At 43.9% G+C, this 19,829-nt stretch carries 14 protein-coding genes; 10 read left to right on the top strand and 4 right to left on the bottom strand.

Annotation, left to right across the window (positions count from 1 at the left end; translation table 11 throughout):
- Window positions 1-36 precede the first annotated feature (36 nt).
- From GF309_02050 to GF309_02020, 7 genes are all read left to right on the top strand, one after another.
- A complete protein-coding gene (locus tag GF309_02050; protein ID MBD3157547.1) occupies window positions 37-1,002 on the top strand; it encodes a CoA transferase subunit A in 966 nt (321 codons plus the stop codon).
- A 27-nt stretch (window positions 1,003-1,029) separates the two neighbouring features.
- A complete protein-coding gene (locus GF309_02045; GenBank protein ID MBD3157546.1) occupies window positions 1,030-1,773 on the top strand; it encodes a ketoacid-CoA transferase in 744 nt (247 codons plus the stop codon).
- Window positions 1,774-1,943: 170 nt separating this feature from the next.
- Window positions 1,944-2,474 carry a hypothetical protein gene (locus tag GF309_02040; protein ID MBD3157545.1) on the top strand — a complete coding sequence of 177 codons (531 nt, stop codon included), beginning with the start codon at window positions 1,944-1,946 and terminating at the stop codon, window positions 2,472-2,474.
- A 188-nt stretch (window positions 2,475-2,662) separates the two neighbouring features.
- A complete protein-coding gene (gene tsaA, locus GF309_02035) occupies window positions 2,663-3,109 on the top strand; it encodes a tRNA (N6-threonylcarbamoyladenosine(37)-N6)-methyltransferase TrmO (protein ID MBD3157544.1) in 447 nt (148 codons plus the stop codon).
- A 96-nt stretch (window positions 3,110-3,205) separates the two neighbouring features.
- Window positions 3,206-4,135: a mechanosensitive ion channel gene (locus GF309_02030; GenBank protein MBD3157543.1), complete on the top strand. Its 930-nt coding sequence runs from the start codon at window positions 3,206-3,208 to the stop codon at window positions 4,133-4,135.
- Window positions 4,136-4,171: 36 nt separating this feature from the next.
- Window positions 4,172-5,404, top strand: coding sequence for a hypothetical protein (locus GF309_02025; GenBank protein MBD3157542.1), 1,233 nt, complete (start codon window positions 4,172-4,174; stop codon window positions 5,402-5,404).
- Between the two features lie 103 nt (window positions 5,405-5,507).
- Entirely contained in the window at window positions 5,508-6,740 is a 1,233-nt protein-coding gene (locus GF309_02020; protein ID MBD3157541.1) for a hypothetical protein, read from the top strand.
- A gap of 11 nt (window positions 6,741-6,751) precedes the next feature.
- On the opposite strand, the gene GF309_02015 is transcribed toward GF309_02020, so the two are convergent.
- A complete protein-coding gene (locus GF309_02015; GenBank protein ID MBD3157540.1) occupies window positions 6,752-7,756 on the bottom strand; it encodes a GNAT family N-acetyltransferase in 1,005 nt (334 codons plus the stop codon).
- Window positions 7,707-9,149 carry an ethanolamine utilization protein EutA gene (locus tag GF309_02010; GenBank protein MBD3157539.1) on the bottom strand — a complete coding sequence of 481 codons (1,443 nt, stop codon included), beginning with the start codon at window positions 9,147-9,149 and terminating at the stop codon, window positions 7,707-7,709. The genes GF309_02015 and GF309_02010 overlap by 50 nt, the downstream gene beginning before the upstream one ends.
- Window positions 9,150-9,331: 182 nt before the next feature.
- On the opposite strand from GF309_02010, the gene GF309_02005 reads away from it, so the two are divergent.
- Complete coding sequence (locus tag GF309_02005; protein MBD3157538.1) at window positions 9,332-14,086, top strand: hypothetical protein; 4,755 nt, start codon at window positions 9,332-9,334, stop codon at window positions 14,084-14,086.
- A 125-nt stretch (window positions 14,087-14,211) separates the two neighbouring features.
- A complete protein-coding gene (locus GF309_02000) occupies window positions 14,212-14,718 on the top strand; it encodes a nitroreductase (protein ID MBD3157537.1) in 507 nt (168 codons plus the stop codon).
- A gap of 61 nt (window positions 14,719-14,779) precedes the next feature.
- Here the strand turns inward: GF309_02000 and GF309_01995 are convergent, their stop codons facing one another.
- Both GF309_01995 and GF309_01990 read right to left on the bottom strand, forming a co-directional pair.
- Window positions 14,780-15,160 carry a hypothetical protein gene (locus tag GF309_01995; protein MBD3157536.1) on the bottom strand — a complete coding sequence of 127 codons (381 nt, stop codon included), beginning with the start codon at window positions 15,158-15,160 and terminating at the stop codon, window positions 14,780-14,782.
- A gap of 153 nt (window positions 15,161-15,313) precedes the next feature.
- Window positions 15,314-15,808 (bottom strand): flavin-nucleotide-binding protein, encoded by a 495-nt coding sequence (locus tag GF309_01990; protein ID MBD3157535.1) that lies wholly within the window; start codon window positions 15,806-15,808, stop codon window positions 15,314-15,316.
- A 486-nt stretch (window positions 15,809-16,294) separates the two neighbouring features.
- On the opposite strand from GF309_01990, the gene GF309_01985 reads away from it, so the two are divergent.
- Window positions 16,295-19,693: a hypothetical protein gene (locus GF309_01985; protein ID MBD3157534.1), complete on the top strand. Its 3,399-nt coding sequence runs from the start codon at window positions 16,295-16,297 to the stop codon at window positions 19,691-19,693.
- Window positions 19,694-19,829: the final 136 nt, after the last annotated feature.

Below are 19,829 nucleotides of genomic sequence, written 5' to 3'. Positions count from 1 at the left end.
GGAGCATATTTCTTAACCCTATGGTGCCCTTCAATAATGTCATCCTCTGACAAAGTCCTTTCAGCTTCAGAAGCGGTTTCCAACTTCGTTCACTCGGGCAATTGTATTTCCTTTGGTGGATTCACCATCAATAGGAATCCCATGGCTCTCACCCATGAAATTGTTCGCCAAGAAATCGAAAACCTCCATGTAATGATGCATTCAGGCAGTCAGGCTCTTGATCTTCTCATTGGGTCAAAGGCTGTTAGTATGGTAGAAATCGCATATGGAGCGAATGGGCGACTCGCTTCGACATGTGTTAGATTCCGCCAGGCCGTAGAAAATGGCGATATTGAGATTGAGGATTATTCCAACTATCATATGACTCTTAGATTCATGTCTGGAGCAATGGGGGTCCCTTTTCTGCCAACGTATTCGGGCATCTCAACCGATATTGTAGAGAAATGGGGTTTCTCTCAAGAGCTACGCAACTCAAATCCTTCCCTTCCACTCAAAAAGTGTGTTTCATCAGATAACCCCTTTTCAGAGCAGGCAGAAAAAGTACTACTAGTCCCAGCTGCCAATCCTGATATTTCGTTGATTCACGTACAGAGCGCTTCAAAAGACGGAACAGCCAGAATTTCAGGGTTGTCCTTTGCTGATATCGAACAAGCAAGAGCCTCAGAAGCAGTGATACTTAGCTGCGAAGAACTGGTGCCCTCAGAAATTCTCAGAAATGAGCCCTGCAGGAACTTCTTGCCACATGTTTTGGTTGATGCTGTTGTCGTGCAGCCGTTCGGGGCCTATCCGACAGCCTGCCATCGATACTATGATTATGACATGAAATATTTGGAGAAATATACTGAGATTGCGAAAGATGATTCTTCTTTCCAGGACTATCTTCATTCTTCTATTTTATCTGTGTCTGATTTCGATGAATACCTTGAGAACATTGGGAAGAAAACCCTCGAGCGATTACGAGCAGACCCCGAAATTGGATACCCACACAGGAGGCATGAGTAATTGGATGATTCATATTCTTCAATAGCCATGATGGCAATAGCGGCTTCACGCCGCATTAGCAACGACGATACAGTATTCTGTGGTACAGGTTTACCGCTTCTAGCGGCTATGACCGCGAAGAAAACAAGTGCATGCGATTGTGTGGTATTCTTTGAGACAGGTTCTTTGGATCCTAATCTTCTTGAAATCCCTCTTAGTGTTGCAGATCCTAGAGTCATGTATGGCTCTTCATGCAACGGTGGATTGGCTGATGCCTTCGCTTTTATGCAGAATAGGCGAACAGGCCCAAACGTGGTGGGGATTCTATCAGGGGCTCAGATTGATCCATATGGTAACCTGAATAGCACATGTATCGGTGATTATGAGAGCCCTAGTGTTCGTCTTCCAGGAAGTGGTGGTGCCTGTGATGTAGCAAGTCTCGTGGGGAGAACAATCATTTTCATGAAGCATGAACGGAGACGTTTCGTAAAGGAACTTGACTATCTCACCAGTCCTGGATGGCTTAGAGGCGGCAAAAGCCGTGAGAATACAGGATATATTCGCGGTGGACCCGAACATGTGATTACGAGTCTTGGGGTGTTCGCCTTTGATGAATCAACCAAGCACATGTATCTTGAAGCAAGGTATCAAGGGGTGGAGATTGGGGAGATTGAGAAGAGAACAGGTTTTGATATGCCCCTCAACGCAAGACGAGTGGAGCCATTGCCAACCGAATCAGAACTGGAAGTGCTGTATTCAGAAGTGGATCCGAATAGATTGTATCTGCAATGAGTTTTTGTTCTGTTTAGATTCTTTGGAACCTTGAAGTCAAGAATCATAATATTCATTATAAACTAATTATATTCAATAATATTGAATAATTATGATTATCTGTACAGGATATTCTTAATATTCCTTAGGCGAGGGCGAAATTACAGTGCATTTTTGGGACGTGCAAAAGAATGAGTGAAGCGAAATTTCGGAAATTCATATCGGAACTCGAGTTTGATGAAGGTGCTATATATCACAATGGTCAGAGACTCTGGCTTGCTTCAACAGACTGGATTGCTAACCTCCAGAAGCGAATGGAAGAAACGTTGGGAACGAACGGCGCATACGCGATTATTTACGAAGCGTCTTCGGAAGGAGGCAGACAGCTTGGCAAGGGCCTTGCGAAGAGATTCGAGGGACTACCGATCGAAAAGCAGATTCAAGCGTATTTCGACTTTGCCACTATGCGAGGTTTAGGGAGAATCACTGTTGAAGAATTCCAGCTTGAACCATTCAGACTAGTTGTCAAAGGAGAGAAGAGCTACATCAAAGGCATCATAACCGATGCTGATGAAGGCCACTGTTATATGACTGCAGGTTTTTCAACCATTATTGAAGGACTTTTGGCAGCACAAGGTATTCAGAAAGAACTGAAGCAAGATGAAACCAAGTGCGTCTCTATGGGTCATAACCACTGTGAATTCCTCATAACGGAGAAGTAACAACAACGAAGGCCCAATTCGGGCCTTCCATACTATTTTGTACTCTACATTTCTTTTTCTTTATTTCATTAGACGTTGTATTCTTATATGGAGAACTAGTCCCATAGCTGGATGTCCGCCATCAATTGCTGGATTCCATACCCCCTCAGCAATAGCATCTCACGCACTACGAGGGAGAGAAAACCCTGATGACCATCGAAATACGCCCCATTGGTGAAGTTGCAAAGGAAGAGTCGAGAGTATGCATTTGGATCTATGACTCGTTCTGGGACGCAACACTAAACGTAGACAGATTCTCCCATCTTATTGTGTTGTGGTGGATTTCAGGCCGGGATAATCCGGAAAGCAGGCGCACACTTCGTGTTGTTCCAAAAGGTGACGAGGAAACTGTAGAAGAATCGGGCGTCTTCGCATGCAGATCTCCGGCAAGACCGAATCCGATAGGCCATACAGTTGTGGCGCTTCGGGACATAGATCAAGAGGCTAAACGGCTAGTTATCGACCAAATAGACGCATTTCATGGAACTCCGGTACTTGATATCAAGCCATATATGCCAACTTCTGACCGGGTGGATGGTGCGGAAGTTCCCATTTGGTTCAGGGGTCTGTTACCGAGGTATACGAATTCGCTTTGAGCCATGAAGGACCGACGAAAGCCTTTTGACACCCTTATTGGCATAGTACGTGTCCGTGGTTAGCATACAATCTGATTAGAACGACCCGACGAAATCATGAATATATCATTCACTGGAGAGATTGAATTGCAGGGCATTGCTTTGTGGGATCAACTAGTAGAAATCGTTCGCAACTTATTGCCACCTTTTCTTCAGAATTATGCAGCGCTGTTAGCCGCCGTTCCTTTCTTCGTATTGTTGTATGTCTTGTATTTGATTGTTATCAGAAGCATCAAATCATCTCTCAACAGAATTGGGGTACCGAGGGAGGCGACTTCTTCGATAGTTTTCATCATTAGACTGATCTTCTTTGGAGTCGTTGTGGCTGTTATTCTTTCCATTACTAGGGTATTTCGTCTGGAGGGGGTCATCGCGGCTTCGACTCTTATTGGTACTGCCGTTGGTTTAGCTTTCTCTAGGTCATTATCAAATCTTGTCAGTGGAATATATGTACTCGCAACTCGCCCCTTCAGGGTTGGAGATTATGTTAAGATTGGTGATATTGAGGGGCTAGTGCAAGAGATTACATTGAATTACACCCGATTGCTAACCCCTGATTTTACCAGGCGTGGGGTTCCGAATAGCAATGTCGTTGATTCAGATGTCACGAATTATCGCGTACGCATCGACGATTTATCCGATCTCCTCGGAATCGAATATGGGGACCAAGAGGTTTCTAGTTCTCGTCTAGACTCGCTCCGGCAGAAGTTCAAATACTTGACAACTGGTGAGGAAGTGTATCGCTATACCTTTGATATATATCAGCACCTCTCCTATTCAAATACCAAGGTGAAGGATGCATTCAATGATCTCTGTAGCAAGTGGGCAGATAAGTTCCTCATGAAACCAGAGTTCTTCTATTGGAGTAGTCACAATTTCGGCATGATTTACCGATTTGCTATTATCGTGAAGAATGCGAGGAGTATCCTGTTCGAAGGAGCTGATTTCATGACAGCGGCCGCAGAGACCTTGCATCAAGTACAGTAGATTTGACGTGCGAATGGAGGACATGGGGGGATAGTATTGCCTTCAATGGACGAATCAAGCGGAGAGGGTATAGAATCGGAGACTTGGCCATATGATCCTTTGTTGGATTCCAACGGCCGCAGTTTCTGGAATGTTTTGATTCAGAAGTATGAAGCTTTGAATCCTCATTTCAAGACGTTGATTCAGTTTCTGCTCATTTTACTTATTCCAATTCAATTTGGACGTAATGGCCCAAATGTGAACATGCTTTTCGTATTTGGCTCTATTCACTTGGAAGTTATAGCAATTAGGACGTCTGGTATGCTTCACTTGAGCCCTTTCTTATTCGGATCGTTGTTGCTCGTGTCATCTCCGGTCCTCTGGATTGCAAATTTCCGGCATCGGAACCCGGAAAAAAATGTATCAGGAAGATATGCGGGACTGGTTACAACTCTAACATTGGTATTAAGCAACTTTGTGCCAGCCATTTTTTCCATGTTTCTCCCAATTCCTATTATTTGCATATGGATGCCCGTTCAGCAACTTATGTGGGTGCTGCTACCTAGATTCGGTTTGATTCTGGTTTTCCTATTGGTTGGTCTTCCTCAATTACTTCAGTGGACAAAAAGCAAGTATACTCAAATTGGTTCGCGTGGATTCAAACAGGGGAGATTTGTCAACACACAACGTTTGGCGTATTCAGTTTTCATATTGCTATTTGTTATACCACATCTTGGTGTATTCCTACTATCACCTCAAGATTTCCATATTCACTATAGAAGCTACTATTCCGGATTGGCAACTATGGTCTTATTCAATGGATATGTGGGATGCATAATTGGGGATATCATTGGTATTGGATTTGCTTTGTTGTTTGGATTTCCCCGATTGCTTTTTGCTTATCGGCTGATTGGAAATGTGGTTGGTTTGGAGAAAAAGACGCGAGCTATAAGAATTGGCATTTTGAGCATTGCGTGGATTCCTTTTTGTTCTAGCGTGTTTCGCTTTCTTTCGCCATCAAGCTACACCATCATGATTTTCTTCCCAATACCGGTTTTGCTTATCTATGGAGTAATTGCAATGTATCGTCCATGGTACTTGAGCTACTTGTTTACACAAGATACTGAGAGAGAAAAAACTATCCAACTTAGTGTTAGGCCTGCAGAACCTGTCCCTAAGGCTCAAGATGAGATCAAGGTGCCTTTAACATATCTAGTCAAATCAAGGATTGTCACGAGCAGATTGAACATCTGGCGAGATGAGGCTATTAACCAAGAGAAAGATACCTAGATACAATCCACACAGAATGATTGTTCATAATGAAGGGGTATCTAGGAAAATCCATCAGATTCAATAGGCTTCTCTTTGGTGGTTCATAGTGGAGGGATAGCTATTGCTAGCTGAAGATGAAACAAACTCTGATACGAAGGAAGACAGATGGCTTCAACATGACCCTTTAGTGGATTCCTACACAGAGGGCTTCCGAACTCTCATTGCTCAGAAATACCATAGATTGCACCCTGCGTTGAAAACCTTGCTCAAGTTCGTTTTGCTTGTTGCTATTCCTGTCCATTTTGGATTTCAAGACAATACCTTTAGCTTCGAGCTGATTTTTGCAAGCTTCAACATCAGCATTTCCCCCTTAAGCTTGCAGGCGCATTTCGATCCTATCTACTGGGTTCTTGTGTTAGCAGTAATCCTGTCATTACCGTCATTAGCAATTTCATATCTGCGCGACAAGAATCCGGAACGCCACATTCCTTTGAAGTATACATTTTTGGCCATATTGCTAACCACTATCGTTGGTATTGTGGTTCCTTTTGTACTCTGGCTGTTGAGACCCCCTTGGCAGGAGATGCGGATTATTGGATCTCCATCCATCGGTCTAATCAGCGGTACATCATTTGGCCTCTTACCTTTGCTTTTCCTTGTTATCCTGCCTCAAATCATGCAGTGGGTTGACAGTCTTCCTACGAGTAAACTCGGTCTTGAGCAACCCGATGATAAATCGCTCAACACTCATCGACTCAGCTATTTGATATTCATGCTCCTATTCTTTGTTCCTTTCATGGGAATTTTTAGGGCAGGACCATACATCGAATCTCCAGGAATTTCTCTTGTGTCTCTTTTTTTGACGATTTCTCTGGATTCCTTGGTCTCACTGGAAATTTGGATTCCTCCCTTTTTGACAATGTTCTATTCTTCCTTGCTGGGTATCCCCCGTTTGTTTTTCGCCTATAGATTGATCAAATTCATCTATGGATTGGACACAAGAAAACGAGCATTGCGAATGGGGATTCTCAGTGTTGCATGGTCTCTCCTTGTCTTTAGCATGATGGATTTGTTCATGTATTTTCCACCCTTCCTTGTGGTACCGATTCCAACTCCAATCCTATTTGTTCTTGGCGCAATTACATTGTATTATCCTGAGAAGGTGTCCTTCCTTTTCACGGAGAAGACTTCGGATGAACGAAAAATCAAGCCTGTTGTGAAACCTAGAGAAGAACCCCCAAAAAGGCCTGAAGAAATTACGATTCCGCTTACATATGTACTCAAATCAAGGCTGACCACAAGCAGACTCAATATTTGGAGCGACAGAGAAGAACAAGAAACTGCTACGGCGTAAGACTGAGAGCATTAGTCCGAGTGGTCCCGCAACTTCCGTTCCATGAGTACTACTTCCCTGAACCTCTCGGTTTCTTCCAACCAGCTCAACTCTTCTACGAGCTGCTGGAATTTCCTGTTCAAGATAACCACGACGGTTGTCAATCCCTTTGATTTAGCGATACGCAAATGATGAAGCATGTGAGCTTCTGCTAGATCCTCATCATTAGAGTAGACGGTGCAGCTCCATGCGTCCTCACTTTCCTCATACCTGTGTCCGCCAAATGATAGCGCCCTTCCTGTATCAATCTTAGTTTCCCAGAAACTGCGGTCCTCTCCGAGTTCTCTTAGAGATTCAGCTGTCAAATCCTTGGCTTTCCAATCATAGACAATTATTGGGGCAGGCATGATTCCTGCATATTCATCCATGGATTCTATGATCTCCTCAGCAGATACTTGGTCAATAGCTATAGATTGCCTTTCATCAATCGAACCAGGAATTTCCGCCCAGAACACAATCATTCGAAAAACTTCTTCTAGACCCGCCCGCGAAGCCAGTGCCATTGACGCTTTGTTTTCGACTACCGTTGTGTATCTGAGACGCGGAACTCCTACTGAAATCGCATGTTCAACTAGCCCATCTGTTAGAAGATTCGCATAGCCCTGACCCCTGTAATCCGGATGGACTCTGAGCCCTTCCATCCACCCTGTCTTACCGTTTTCAATCAAGCGGAGGTTGCTGATTCCGATCAAAGTCCCATCGACTACAACGCCTATAGTATACGAATTTGGATCCTTCAGCCAATCTTCTATGACACCTGGCACATAATCATGGCCATGCCAAATCTGTTTGGATATAGCTAACACATCGTCTATGTCATCCTTACGTAGAGGCCTAACACGAGCTTCCATACTTGGAATCGTTTTCCAGTCCCGTATTAGATTTTCCATTGTTTGGAATCGATAGCCTAGGTTCCTGAGACCTGATTCAAGCAAACACAAGCTTCTTGATGATAACGGGTACAACCGCATTCTCAATGACCGGCTCCCCGATGTCTATGAAATCTCCTTCCTGAACAGATATTTCATCTATCGAGAGGATCTGATTTTCTATATCCGTCTCCCTTTTCATAACATTGCCAACAGAGTTGCCCACATCATTGCTGAATATCATAAGGATTGGATCACGTTTCTCCACCGTCTTTTCAAGAGCGGAGACAACTCCCTTGGAAAAGGTTGCGAGGTGGTCATAAGATGGTTTGACTGTGCCGTTGAACGCCAGTGCCACTTGCTGTTTCCCTTCCTCAATGTCAAACCTTGCTAACGAGTCTGTAATGGCGGCTGCAATTTGCTTCTCCGTTGGGTAGCCTGAGGGAATCTGGGGTACCACAATTGGCAAGTTACGTATTGGATACTCTATGTCCGCAGATAGGAACGTACTTGAACCAGAAACCTCAAGGCTGGCCTGACCAGCTCCAATGACAGTGGCTCTGATTGTTTGTGTTGGCTTCGTAAAATTGGCTGCTAGTTGAGATACCCGTTTCTTAATCGCCGTGCCCAGGTATGTACCGAGATCATTGTACGTTTTGTCATGGATATCATAAATATACTCAGCGACCCCGCCCGAGAACGAAACTTCATCGATTCCAGTTGTGACCTCAAGCGCTTCAGTCATGAGAAGCTGCTGTGTAAGCGGTTTCTCCAGTCTCCCTGTAAGACAGTCAAAGAGTGTATCAGCGAGCTCATTGGCCATAGTCATTTTGTGGTCTTCACTGATTCTCTTGGAGAGTTCAAGTTCAAGCCCCAGATGTTTTCCCAGCTCTTTGCCTGTGTCCTCTAAGCGAGCAATGAATCCAGATGAATCGGTGGCTAAAAGGCGACCTCCAACATTGATTGCTGCGGTATCAACTACTCGTCCATTTCTGCAGACAGCAATATTCGATGACCCCCCACCAATATCTACGTTCATCACCGTGCCCTCAATAACCTCACTTCTGGAGACTGCTCCTGATCCATGTGCAGCTAACACCGATTCGAAGTTTGGTCCAGCCGTAGCAGCCACAAATGCTCCGGCTTCTCCAGCGATTTCTTCAACAATGGTTTCTGCGTTCTGTTTCTTCGCAGTTTCCCCCGTTATGATTACAGCTCCTGTGTCGATATCATATGTGTTGATGCCTGCTGATTCGTAATCAACTGCAAGTATATCTGTCAGTTTCTCCAAATCTACCGTCTCTGGATCGGAAAAAGGTGTTAGATGAATCGGTCCAGAATAGGTTATTTCGCGCTCGGTAACTCTGAATTTCTCAGTGCTACTAGCTGGGTCTTTCTCAAGAAGCAGCTTGCTGAAGACGATGTGCGAAGTACTTGACCCGATGTCAATACCTACACTGGTGAGCCATTTCTTGTTTGTCTTAACGAACAATCGGGTCACATCCGCTGTTGATTTTCCGAACTACTGGCTTTAGGCTAAGAGCTTTTTGGAATATCACCAGTTTTCTCTCGATTTAAGGACAAGTCTCTCGTTTTTTCATTGTTATTTGCTCGCGAAACTCTCTCCTCAACGGATATATAGTCGAATATCTATTAGGTTTTAAGCCGCGTGATGCTATGAGAGTGAAATTATACTCTTCACTGCTTATTCTATCACTGTTGAGCAATCCGATTGTAGCCTTTTTTAACTTCGAAACAAGTGTTCGACCGGATTTCAACCCATTTTTTTCTGAGATAGAATCTAGTCCTAGAGATGATGAATACCTGGTCAGAGTTCTATTCAATCCGTCAGATGCAACCAATAGAAAAGCTGCAAGGAGAATTGAAAGGCAATTATCACCCTCACAACTATCAATAGAACTAGTTCCTGTAGAAACCACGATTGCATTGGCCAAAGAACAACTCATTGATTCCTGGCTAAATGTCTATTTCTTTCATGGGACTGAAGGTGGAATGCATATCAATTCGGATATTCTTTCATGGCAACAGCTTAGTTATCTATTGAATGATTCATCTGTTGAGAATCATGTCTTCCAAGTCTGCTATTCCAATGTTCTTGAAGAAATGGTGAATCATTGCAGGGTTGTTGGATTGAAGGGCTCTATAGATGCTGAAATAGCTCTTCTGGGAGCTTTGTGTTCAATCTATCAAATCTTAAAAGATTCAGCAAATCCAGTACCGGAATCTCTTGTTCAAGACCTTTTCGACATCACCTCGCTGTATCTTCTAACAAATCTGAATACAATCATCCAGCGTTCTATGAACCCTCAAGAGCCCTTAGACGGTTTCTATATAGACTATGGGCAAAACGAAACTGACTCGCGTGGACCTTGGGGCTGGATTGTGGATGTTTTCATGTCGCTTTTGCTTCTTACTGGTTTCAAATACAATGATTGGTTCACAACGAATTCAACCCATATCGAAGTTGATGAAGCGAAGGTGAATGGCGGAACAACAGATCGTGGAGAACTTGAAATGGAAGAAATGGGCAAGGGGAACAAGAACACAGGTGAATTTCCCTTTGATATTCCCCTGGATTTCGATGTAACCCCCCGAATCGGCTCTGGACCCTGGTACATGCCTGATTATGTTGATTTGGTATTCGCGGTGCAAGCTGAGGATGGTGCTCTTGACCTTGCAGAAGTTACAGGTCTGAAGAAGGTCATGGAAGCTTCAGGATACTCTGTTGAACTCAAACTTACTCCGAAACTAAGTGCAACACTGCGAATTGGTAATTTTCTTCAACAAATAGCTGATGCCAATCCAACCATTGCTGGTAATCCATTCAACTTCATGGGTGGTTCGCTTTCAATAGAGATTGGATTTGAGCTTGGAATCCCTCTAGCCACATTTCTGGATTATCTGATTCCGGGAACGGGCAGAACGGTTACCGCAATTATGAATGTCCTGAATATGAAGGTCAATCTCGTTAATTACCTCTCTCTTGCACTAGGTATGAACTACAACGCAACAACTGAGGCCTCAGGCCAGGATGTGACTCTGAAAGTTGGATTTGGTCTTGATATATCACTGAGCCTTCCATCACCAGCTTCGTATATCAAAAATGCGATTGGCGTCAGTCTTCCCTTGGATTTCATCAAGCTTGGTGTGAAATTGAAAGCAAAGACAGGAATTCTAGCCCAGGCGGCTTTTGGTCACAAGGGGAGCTCCTTCAAGGTTGGTTTGTTCTACAATCTATTCTTCAAGTTCTACGCATCGCTTTTCTGGATTTTCAAGTTCGATGTGACAAAAAGCTGGAAGGAAACAATCCCGTTTCTTGAAATCCAAGGCTCAGGTGGTAGCAAACCAGCAAACCAGAATCATGCCAATTTAGATCTTGATGATGATGGGCTTTGGGACGACTTGGAGATTTCTATGGGCCTTGATCCAACGCTGGCGGACACTGACAATGATCTCCTGTACGACGGTAATGAGTTGTTGAACTACTTCACTAATCCGCTTGATAATGACACAGATGACGATGGCTTAAATGACTACGAAGAACTGGCCCTCTTCTATGCAGCTGGACTTGACCCATTGGCTGATTATGACAACGATGGTGAGCCTTGTATCATGGATACCGATAGCGATAACGATGGACTCAATGATAAGCAAGAGCTCAAAGGAATGAATAGCGTGCATTGGGCTGGCATCATAAAGACTGACCCTTCGCTGAAAGATACTGACTTCGATGGTTTCACAGATTTGGAAGAATGGATATTTGGAGGCCCCGACATTGAGAGCCCACATCCACATCCATGCAAGAATGATTCAGATTCCGATGGCCTAATGGACAAATTCGAGTACGATTGGTGGGTCAACGAGTATCCTATCCCTGATGCGGTTCTGAGCATACTGAACCCTGACGTTGACGGAGAAGGACTACTGGACGGCGAGGAATTTCTTTATGGCACAGATCCAACGGATATAGATACGGATGGGGACTTTGACATTAACGATGATGGAGTAATCAGTACTACTGAACAGAATGCTGTAATGAACAACGGCAACCCGGGCGACTTCACTGATTATGGAGAGATACAGGGTAACACTTGGGTACAATGGCCATTTGGTCTATCAGACTGCAAACCACTCAATCCCACTCCAACTAGTCCATTAAATAATGACTCTGATAGTGATGGTCTAACTGATGCTACTGAATACAATGAAGGCACAAATCCAGTATCGGAAGATTCCGATGGTGACGGTATAGAAAATACTAGAGATGCCCTCTTCTTCCATGCCAATTGCTCAGAACCCGACACAGACAATGACTACTTGCCGGACGGGCGAGAAGTCCAGTACTTCAACCTGACGCGAGGAATTTCAAATGATACCATTGCGTCTCTCCACTATCTCAATAACTCGGATATCGATAATGATGGTTTGTTGGATGGTTTTGAGCTGAGGATAGGAACTGACCCGCTGAATAACGATACCGATGAGGACGGGCTTCTTGACGGGCATGAGGTCGAAATAGGCAGTTTTCCATTGGTGAAAGACTCCGATGAGGACTCGCTGTGGGACGGTCCCGAGGTCCATGATTATTCGACGAACCCTCTTCGGCGAGATACTGACAATGATGGTTTGGCTGATCCAACAGAAGTAGAAGAAGGGTCACTCTATATCTTGTATCAAGGCAATGTAACCTATTTCACAGATCCAAATGATCCAGACAGCGACGATGACGGCCTTACGGACGGCGAGGAATACTTTGGCTGGAACTGGGCCTTGGACAGGAGGGTTGCTCCCGGCTCGACTGAAATAGACGAACCAATCCAAGAAGAAGACGATGATTATATCCCCAAGATTTTGTATTCCGCACCGGACCCATATCGTGCTCGCTTTCAGACACATCCGGCAGAAGCCGACACAGATTCTGATGGGCTTGATGATGGTCTGGAAAAGGATATTGTATTGTCTCCACTTACAGATGATACCGATGCAGATAACTGGCCTGACGTCGATGAGATTGACTACATGGAGAACAGGTTCACTGATACCTGGGAAAACGTCCCCGATATCTGGCATTACCTAGACTACGACAGAGACGGCGTCAGTGATTGGGAGGAAGTACAATCCAGTACCGACATGCTCGTGCAAGATACTGATATGGACGGCCTCGATGATTGGACAGAGCTGTTTGTCCCGGTGTCTGTCGCAAACGAAACCTTCGAGACCTTTGATGCAGATGCGAACTTCACTATAACAACCAATACATCGATGCCAGAGAACAAGAGATTCACCGACGCAACAGAGATAGATAGTGATTTCGATGGTCTAAATGATTACTATGAGCTCATGAATGGGACGAATCCGCTTCACCCAGATAGCGATCTTGATGGTCTCACGGATTACGAGGAACTGGTTGATTACATAGCCTATGAAGGCCCAATAAAGGTCTCTTTGGATCCGCTCAACAATGATACGGATGCTGACGGTATCACTGACCACGAGGAAGTAGTACTTTGTAGCGAACGGATGAGTGAAAGCGGTAATCCTAGTCATGGCCCGCTTGGTGACTATGATTTGGATGGAATCGTAAATGTGTTGGATTATGATTCCGATGATGATGGCATTTACGACGGCTTTGAAGTCCATGAGTACCAAGACCCCGCATGGCCATGGCATCCTCTCGGTACTGACATGTTTAACGCAGACCAAAATAGCGATGCCTATCTTGATGGCATCGATACGGACTTTGATAATGATTCATTGTCTGATGCCTACGAAGTACACTGGGTAGTACCTGGTTACACATCGTCAACGTTAGGTGACGCTAATACCACCTATCGGGGGTACAGCCACTTGATTAACCATACACTCTGTGTTCTGGAAGACACGGATGGCGATGGATACAACGATGGCTGGGAAATTGATTTTCGTTCAGACCCACTGGACCCAAACATCTTCCCGAACATTTTCCAATGGACTATCCCAGACTTAGAATACAGTATTGGATTCCGGAGTACCTCTGAAGTAACCAATCCAACTTTCATCGAAGACGAAGGGGCTATAGAGTTCGACATTGTTGGGCCTGACGGCACTCAGGGTTTCTGCAATATCACAATACCCCGGGACCTGCTATATGCTGAACCAAGTCAATGGGAGGTACTTATCGATGAAGAAGAAACCGTATATGAGGTTGAAATCAATGAAAGCGCATCGATACTTCATTTCTCTTACGTTCACAGCGAGCATCATGTCGTGATTCGTGGAACCGAAGTGATGAACGGAGAGATTACCACAACCACATCACAAACAACAACTATACCACCCCCAACCGCTTTTGACCCCCTGTTGATGATTTTGGTTGGTGGTGCCGCTGCGGTAGTTGTAGTTATCATGGTGGTCATTATGAAAAGGAGGAGGTCCTGAGTTAGAGTGTTTTTAGTTGAGCTGGCATTTTCTATTATGCCAGCTCTTACATTCTTTCTTAGAAGATTGGAATTCTTCGGTATAGGAATGATTTCATTAGGCCGCGGTTAGCAATAGTGAATGTGATGAAAATGGATACACTGGAAGCGATTCGCCATAGGCGGAGCATCAGAAGCTACAAATCCAAAGAGGTTGAACAAGAGAAAATCGAGAAGGTTTTGGAGGCGGGGCGTTGGGCGCCTTCAGCGTCAAACAAACAACCTTGGCATTTCATTGTGGTAACGGATGAAGATACTCGCAAGAAATTAGCAGATATTCACAGTTACGGAGGATTCATGGCAGAATCTCCGGTTGTTATCGTTGCTCTTGGAGATCCTGACAGACATCAGAAGTATCATCTCTGCGATCCTCATAATGCCATAATGAACATGCTTCTAGCTGCGTACGACCAGGGTCTCGGTACCTGTTGGATGGGCGTGCGAGACACTCCTTACGAAGACAAGTTTAAGGAAGTCCTCGAAATTCCAGATAAATTCCGAGTAGTATGTTCGGTTTCGATGGGTTATCCCGATGAGGAGAAAACGAGCAACAGAAGACCCCTTGACGAAATTGTGTCTTATGACATGTTTTAGTGACTAATCCACTCCGGGGGTGGTCTGATACTACTTGAGAATCACCCCTGGATCTGCTCCACTACTCGAGCAATTCTTTCATGGCTTTTCCCTTATTTGTGAAGATACCAATACTTTCGACGCCGTGTTTCCGCAGACAGGAATTGATTCTCGATCTTGTGGCTGAATTGTCGACTACGAATGCACATCGTCCGAGTTTGTGCTTTGTTTTCCCGCTAAATGTAGTCTCGTATAGCACATCAAGAACATCCTCTGTTACGATTTGGGACTCAAGGATCTCACAGAGAAGATGAAAGCCCTGGGATTCGTCGATCTCAGCCTCAGTTGATGCAAATTTTGCTGCAATCGGTTTGATATCCTCGATAGTGAACAAACCTTTGACGGTTATTATGATGAGGATGTCATCATTGAACATCTTACTACTGACTTCGTAATCGACCATAACTCTGTCCTCTAAGAGGTATGATATCCTAATCTAATAGGCTTTTCCTGAATGCACAATCTAAGTTTTTGATGATTTATTGGTTTCGCGAGGATGGATTAGCATTGAGTGAGGATATGAGATTAATTGATGTGATTCCGTGAGATGTCCTTGCTATAATGAGATGATCACTTCTTCTGCGGCTTTGCCAGAAATATATTCGATGTCAATTCTGCCTATTGTGACATTTCTAATAGATTCCTCTTTGAGTTGTTCAGACATGATTTTCTTCGGGTTATCATCGAGTTGACGAATCATCACTCTGAGAGCTTTGTCCTTCTCTTCAATAGAGTCAAGGAAGTGAACTTCTCCACGGAAGTGGACAGTAACGTACAGATGATCGCATGCGCCTTTGACGTACCCCTTGTCAATCAGAGCTTGGCCCCAAACAATGGGATTTGAGTTGAGATAATCAATTTTCTTACCTTCCGATGCACAATGGAAATAGATACAGTTCTTGTCCCTGTCGTAGCCATGACTCAGTGTAACTAAGTACGGTTCGTTATCCCTGCACATGCCAATTGTTACGTACTTCGTTTTCAAGAGAATTTCTTGGATTTCCTGCTTGTTTTCCATCTGCTTGTCTTTGCGTCTCATTTGTCTTGTCATTGGATGCGTCTCCTGGAAGGTCGAAATAGCCGCAATGATTCCGCCAAGGCGGATGATTATTGCTAATGCAGCCTTTGTATGCTTTTTAGGTCTATTGACATCGCTCCCAGTCCCTCAAATGTTTTCTGATGCTTTCTGATCCTCTCAAGCCAATAGCTCTAGTTTTTTCTGCATGCTTTCTGTTGGAAACCATCAGCCTTGGTCCAAATTCAGACCGAATATCCGATATTCATCAACGTTCTCGGAGGTCAATGCTCAGAGAAAAACCAATAAAGAGAAGATAGAACCAAGATTGCTATTGGTGGCTTCGGAGAAAACAATCTTCCAGCAGTATGATTGTTTACGTTGACCGAAAACCATGAAATCTCCATGAAATGTAATAATCCTAAATTATTCGTATTGGAAATCCAAATATCGGCCCTCTAGGAAAACTTATGACGATTTGTGGTATTGTAGATTATCAATTTGCACACAGGACGGGATCATATGAGATCACGATTCATCTTATTTTGCACACTTCTGATTCTTCTACCCCTCTCTACGGCTGAAAGCAACATACCCTATTCTTCTCCAAATAATCCAAAAAAATATGCTGGGGAATTTTCAGGTTCACAGATTGAACACGATCCGATTGTGATTACCAGCAATGCTGATTTCGAAACGCAGGGCTGGCCGGGAAATGGAAGTCCAAGTAATCCGTATATGATTGAGAATCTAGAAATACCGGCGACCGAGACTTGTATAAACATTTCAAATACCGATGTACATTTTGAAATTCGGAATTGTATCCTTTCCCCGCCCAGTCTCACCTATGCCAAGGGAATCTTATTAGAAAATGTCGGAAATGCTACAGTCAGTGACTGTTTCATTGAGAAACGTGGATGGGGAACGATGCTCGACAACTGCGAGAATTGCACTCTACGCAGCAATTTCGCAAGAGACATGTATGTCTTTGGTTTCAGTTTGCATAGTTCAACCAATTGCACTGTAGAGAATAATACTGCCGAAGGTCCTATTGCGTATGGGTTTGTTGTTTATGCTTCAGAAGGCTGCGTTATTCGGAACAATACCGCTTTTGGCATGGACGTGATGGCAGGATTCGAGATCCAATCCTCAACTAATTGCAATTTCTCTGAAAATATTGCATATGGAAATGTTGGCCCTGGATTTCGATTACACGAAATAGATTACTGCAATTTTGAGAACAATACGGCTTATGAGAATAGTCTGCATGGTTTTTACTCCTTGAATTCGAATAATTGCAAGATATCAAACAACACCTGCTACAGCAACTTTCAAGCTGGTTTTCACGTAGCTAGTTCCAACTATCTTAAAATCACCAACAACAGCGCAAATGATAACCGGATAGGACTGGGACTTGATAGATCTGCCAACTGTATTGTAGAAGATAACATATTCACCGGAAACGGTCTCGTTATCAAGGGAAACACAAGTCACTGGGCACATGACATTTCGAATAATATGGTGAATAATCGACCCATTCTATACATGGTTTCAGGTAGCAATATGACGATAGACTGCAGCGGCTATGCCGAAGTACTCCTGGGGAATTGCACCAATGTTACTGCTGTAGATGGGGTGTTCTGGGATACTTCTATCGGTATTCAACTTGGATACTGCGTCAATTGCAGTGCTAGAAATAATACTGCCATAAGCAATACCGTTAATGGTTTCTCGCTTGCAAACTCAAACAACTGCACTCTTGAAAACAATACTGCCAATGAACACAAATTCGATGGTTTTGCAATATCAAACTCTTGGAATTGTACGCTGCGAAATAATACACTTACGGCCAATCTGAATGATGGACTGGAGCTGAGAAATTCCGAGAATTGCACGGTGAATAATAACATCCTCAGCGATAATGGCATGGTTATTTATGGTCCAAGTCTTTCACATTGGTTGCACATAGTCTTCGAGAATTCTGTTAACGGAAAAGAACTTGGCTATTTCAGGAATCTAACCGGCTATGAAATCGATGTTAGCGTCTACAGCCAAGCCATAGTCGTCAATTGCTCTGATATGACCTTCAGGGATGGGACTTTTTCGAATGCGTCTAGAAGCTTTCAAATTGCGTTTTGTATGGATTGCTCTTTTGAGAACAATAGCGTTCGTTTTGACAGCGATACCGGATTCAGAATATACAACTCCAATGGCACCATTTTTAGAAAAAACACTGCAACATCACTGGGCGAATATGGTCTGTGGCTGGAAGAATCAGAAGACTGTATTTTGGTTAACAATACTATCTCCGATAGCCTGAGAGGATTCTATGTCAAGAATGCATACAATTGCATGCTAACAGAAAACACTGCAACTGATAATGCAGAGCATGGTTTCGTTTTGGGCAATGCGGATTTGTGCAACCTAACAGGCAACAATGCCTCAAGTAATGTTGGTTATGGTTTCTATGTATTCTCCTCAGGGGACTTCATTCTATTAAATAACACTGCAATAGAAAATGACGAAGGATTCTATATTGAAAATTGCTTCAATAGCACGGTAAGAAACAATACTGCAAGCGAATCGGGAATTCACTGGTCAGATGCTGGATTCCGTGCCTCTTTTTCCGAGAATATAACATTCGCTGAAAACGCGGCTATTGGCAATCAACGTGGCTTCGTTCTAACAGAGGTATATGGTAGCACATTCACGAAGAACATGATTCTGAATAACTCGGGCTATGGTATCTTGTTAGCAGATTACTCTAGTGGCAATAGTCTCTATTATAATGTGTTTTCAGGGAACACGTTCAACGCATACGACAGTGGTTCGGTTAATACATGGGATGATGGAATCGATCTCGGGAATTACTGGAGTGACCATGAAGGCGGTGGAACCTATGAAATCGGAGGTTCTGCAGGAAGCGTTGACAGGTATCCCTACTCCCTTGATGCGTACTATTCAGTTGCAATCGATCACCCGGACGATTTTCAATATGAAGAAGGCACTACTGGACACTGGATCTACTGGCACCCAGCTGATCCGTATCCATCTGAATTCGTTGTCTTGCTTAATGGAAGTCCAGCATTCTCAGGAGGCTGGCCTGGTGGAGAGATTCATCTCAATGTAGATGGCCATGCTCTAGGTACATTCAACTATACACTAATTGTCTCCGATGAGGATGGAAATTCCGTCAATGATTCCGTGTTAGTGACAGTGGTTGATACGACTCCACCCTCCATTGATAGTCCCGGTGATTTAGAGTACGAACTGGGGAATGCCACTCATTCCATAACGTGGCATCCTTCCGATGCTCATTTAGCATCATGTGAAGTACTGAGAAACGAAAGCTTGGTCTACTCCAGTACCGGCGTCAGCTCAGAAATCACGATAGACTTGGATGGTCTCAACCCTGGTATATACAACTACACTTTGATTGTCTACGATACAAGTGGAAATGCTGGCTCTGACAGTGTTATTGTTACGGTAACGGATACGACATCACCGACTATCGATCACCCTGATGACATTGAATATGTCGTTGAAACGACAGGGCACGAAATAGTATGGCATCCATCAGACCTGAATCCATCTTACTATGAAGTCTATCAGGAAGGCGAATTCTCTTACAACAGCACATGGGACGGTTCGGATGTGGTAGTTTCCATTGATGGTTTGGATGCAGGAGACTACAATTTCACATTAGTAGTCTACGACGGAAGTGGAAATAATGCAACTGATACGGTAATTGTGTCAGTACGCTTCACCTCTGGTGAAACAACGACTCAAACAACTACTGAAACAACAACTACAACAACCACCCCCCCTGCTCTAGATCCTATGCTTGTAGCATCTGCGATAGGCATTGCAGCCGCCGTGGTGGTCATCATTGTTATTGTCTATATGAAAAAGCGAAGGTAGCTTTTCAAAGTACAAGATACAATCCTTCCACGTAAAGAGGCCGAGGGTGGAGAGTCACATCTGTAGCCTTGATACAGAGTTACATCTATTGACAGAAGATAAGACTAAAATGACTGTGGATGTCCTCTTGATACGT

Source organism: Candidatus Lokiarchaeota archaeon (genome assembly GCA_014730275.1).
Taxonomy (GTDB): Archaea; Asgardarchaeota; Thorarchaeia; order Thorarchaeales; family Thorarchaeaceae; genus WJIL01.
This window is presented reverse-complemented; position numbering and strand designations above follow the sequence as displayed.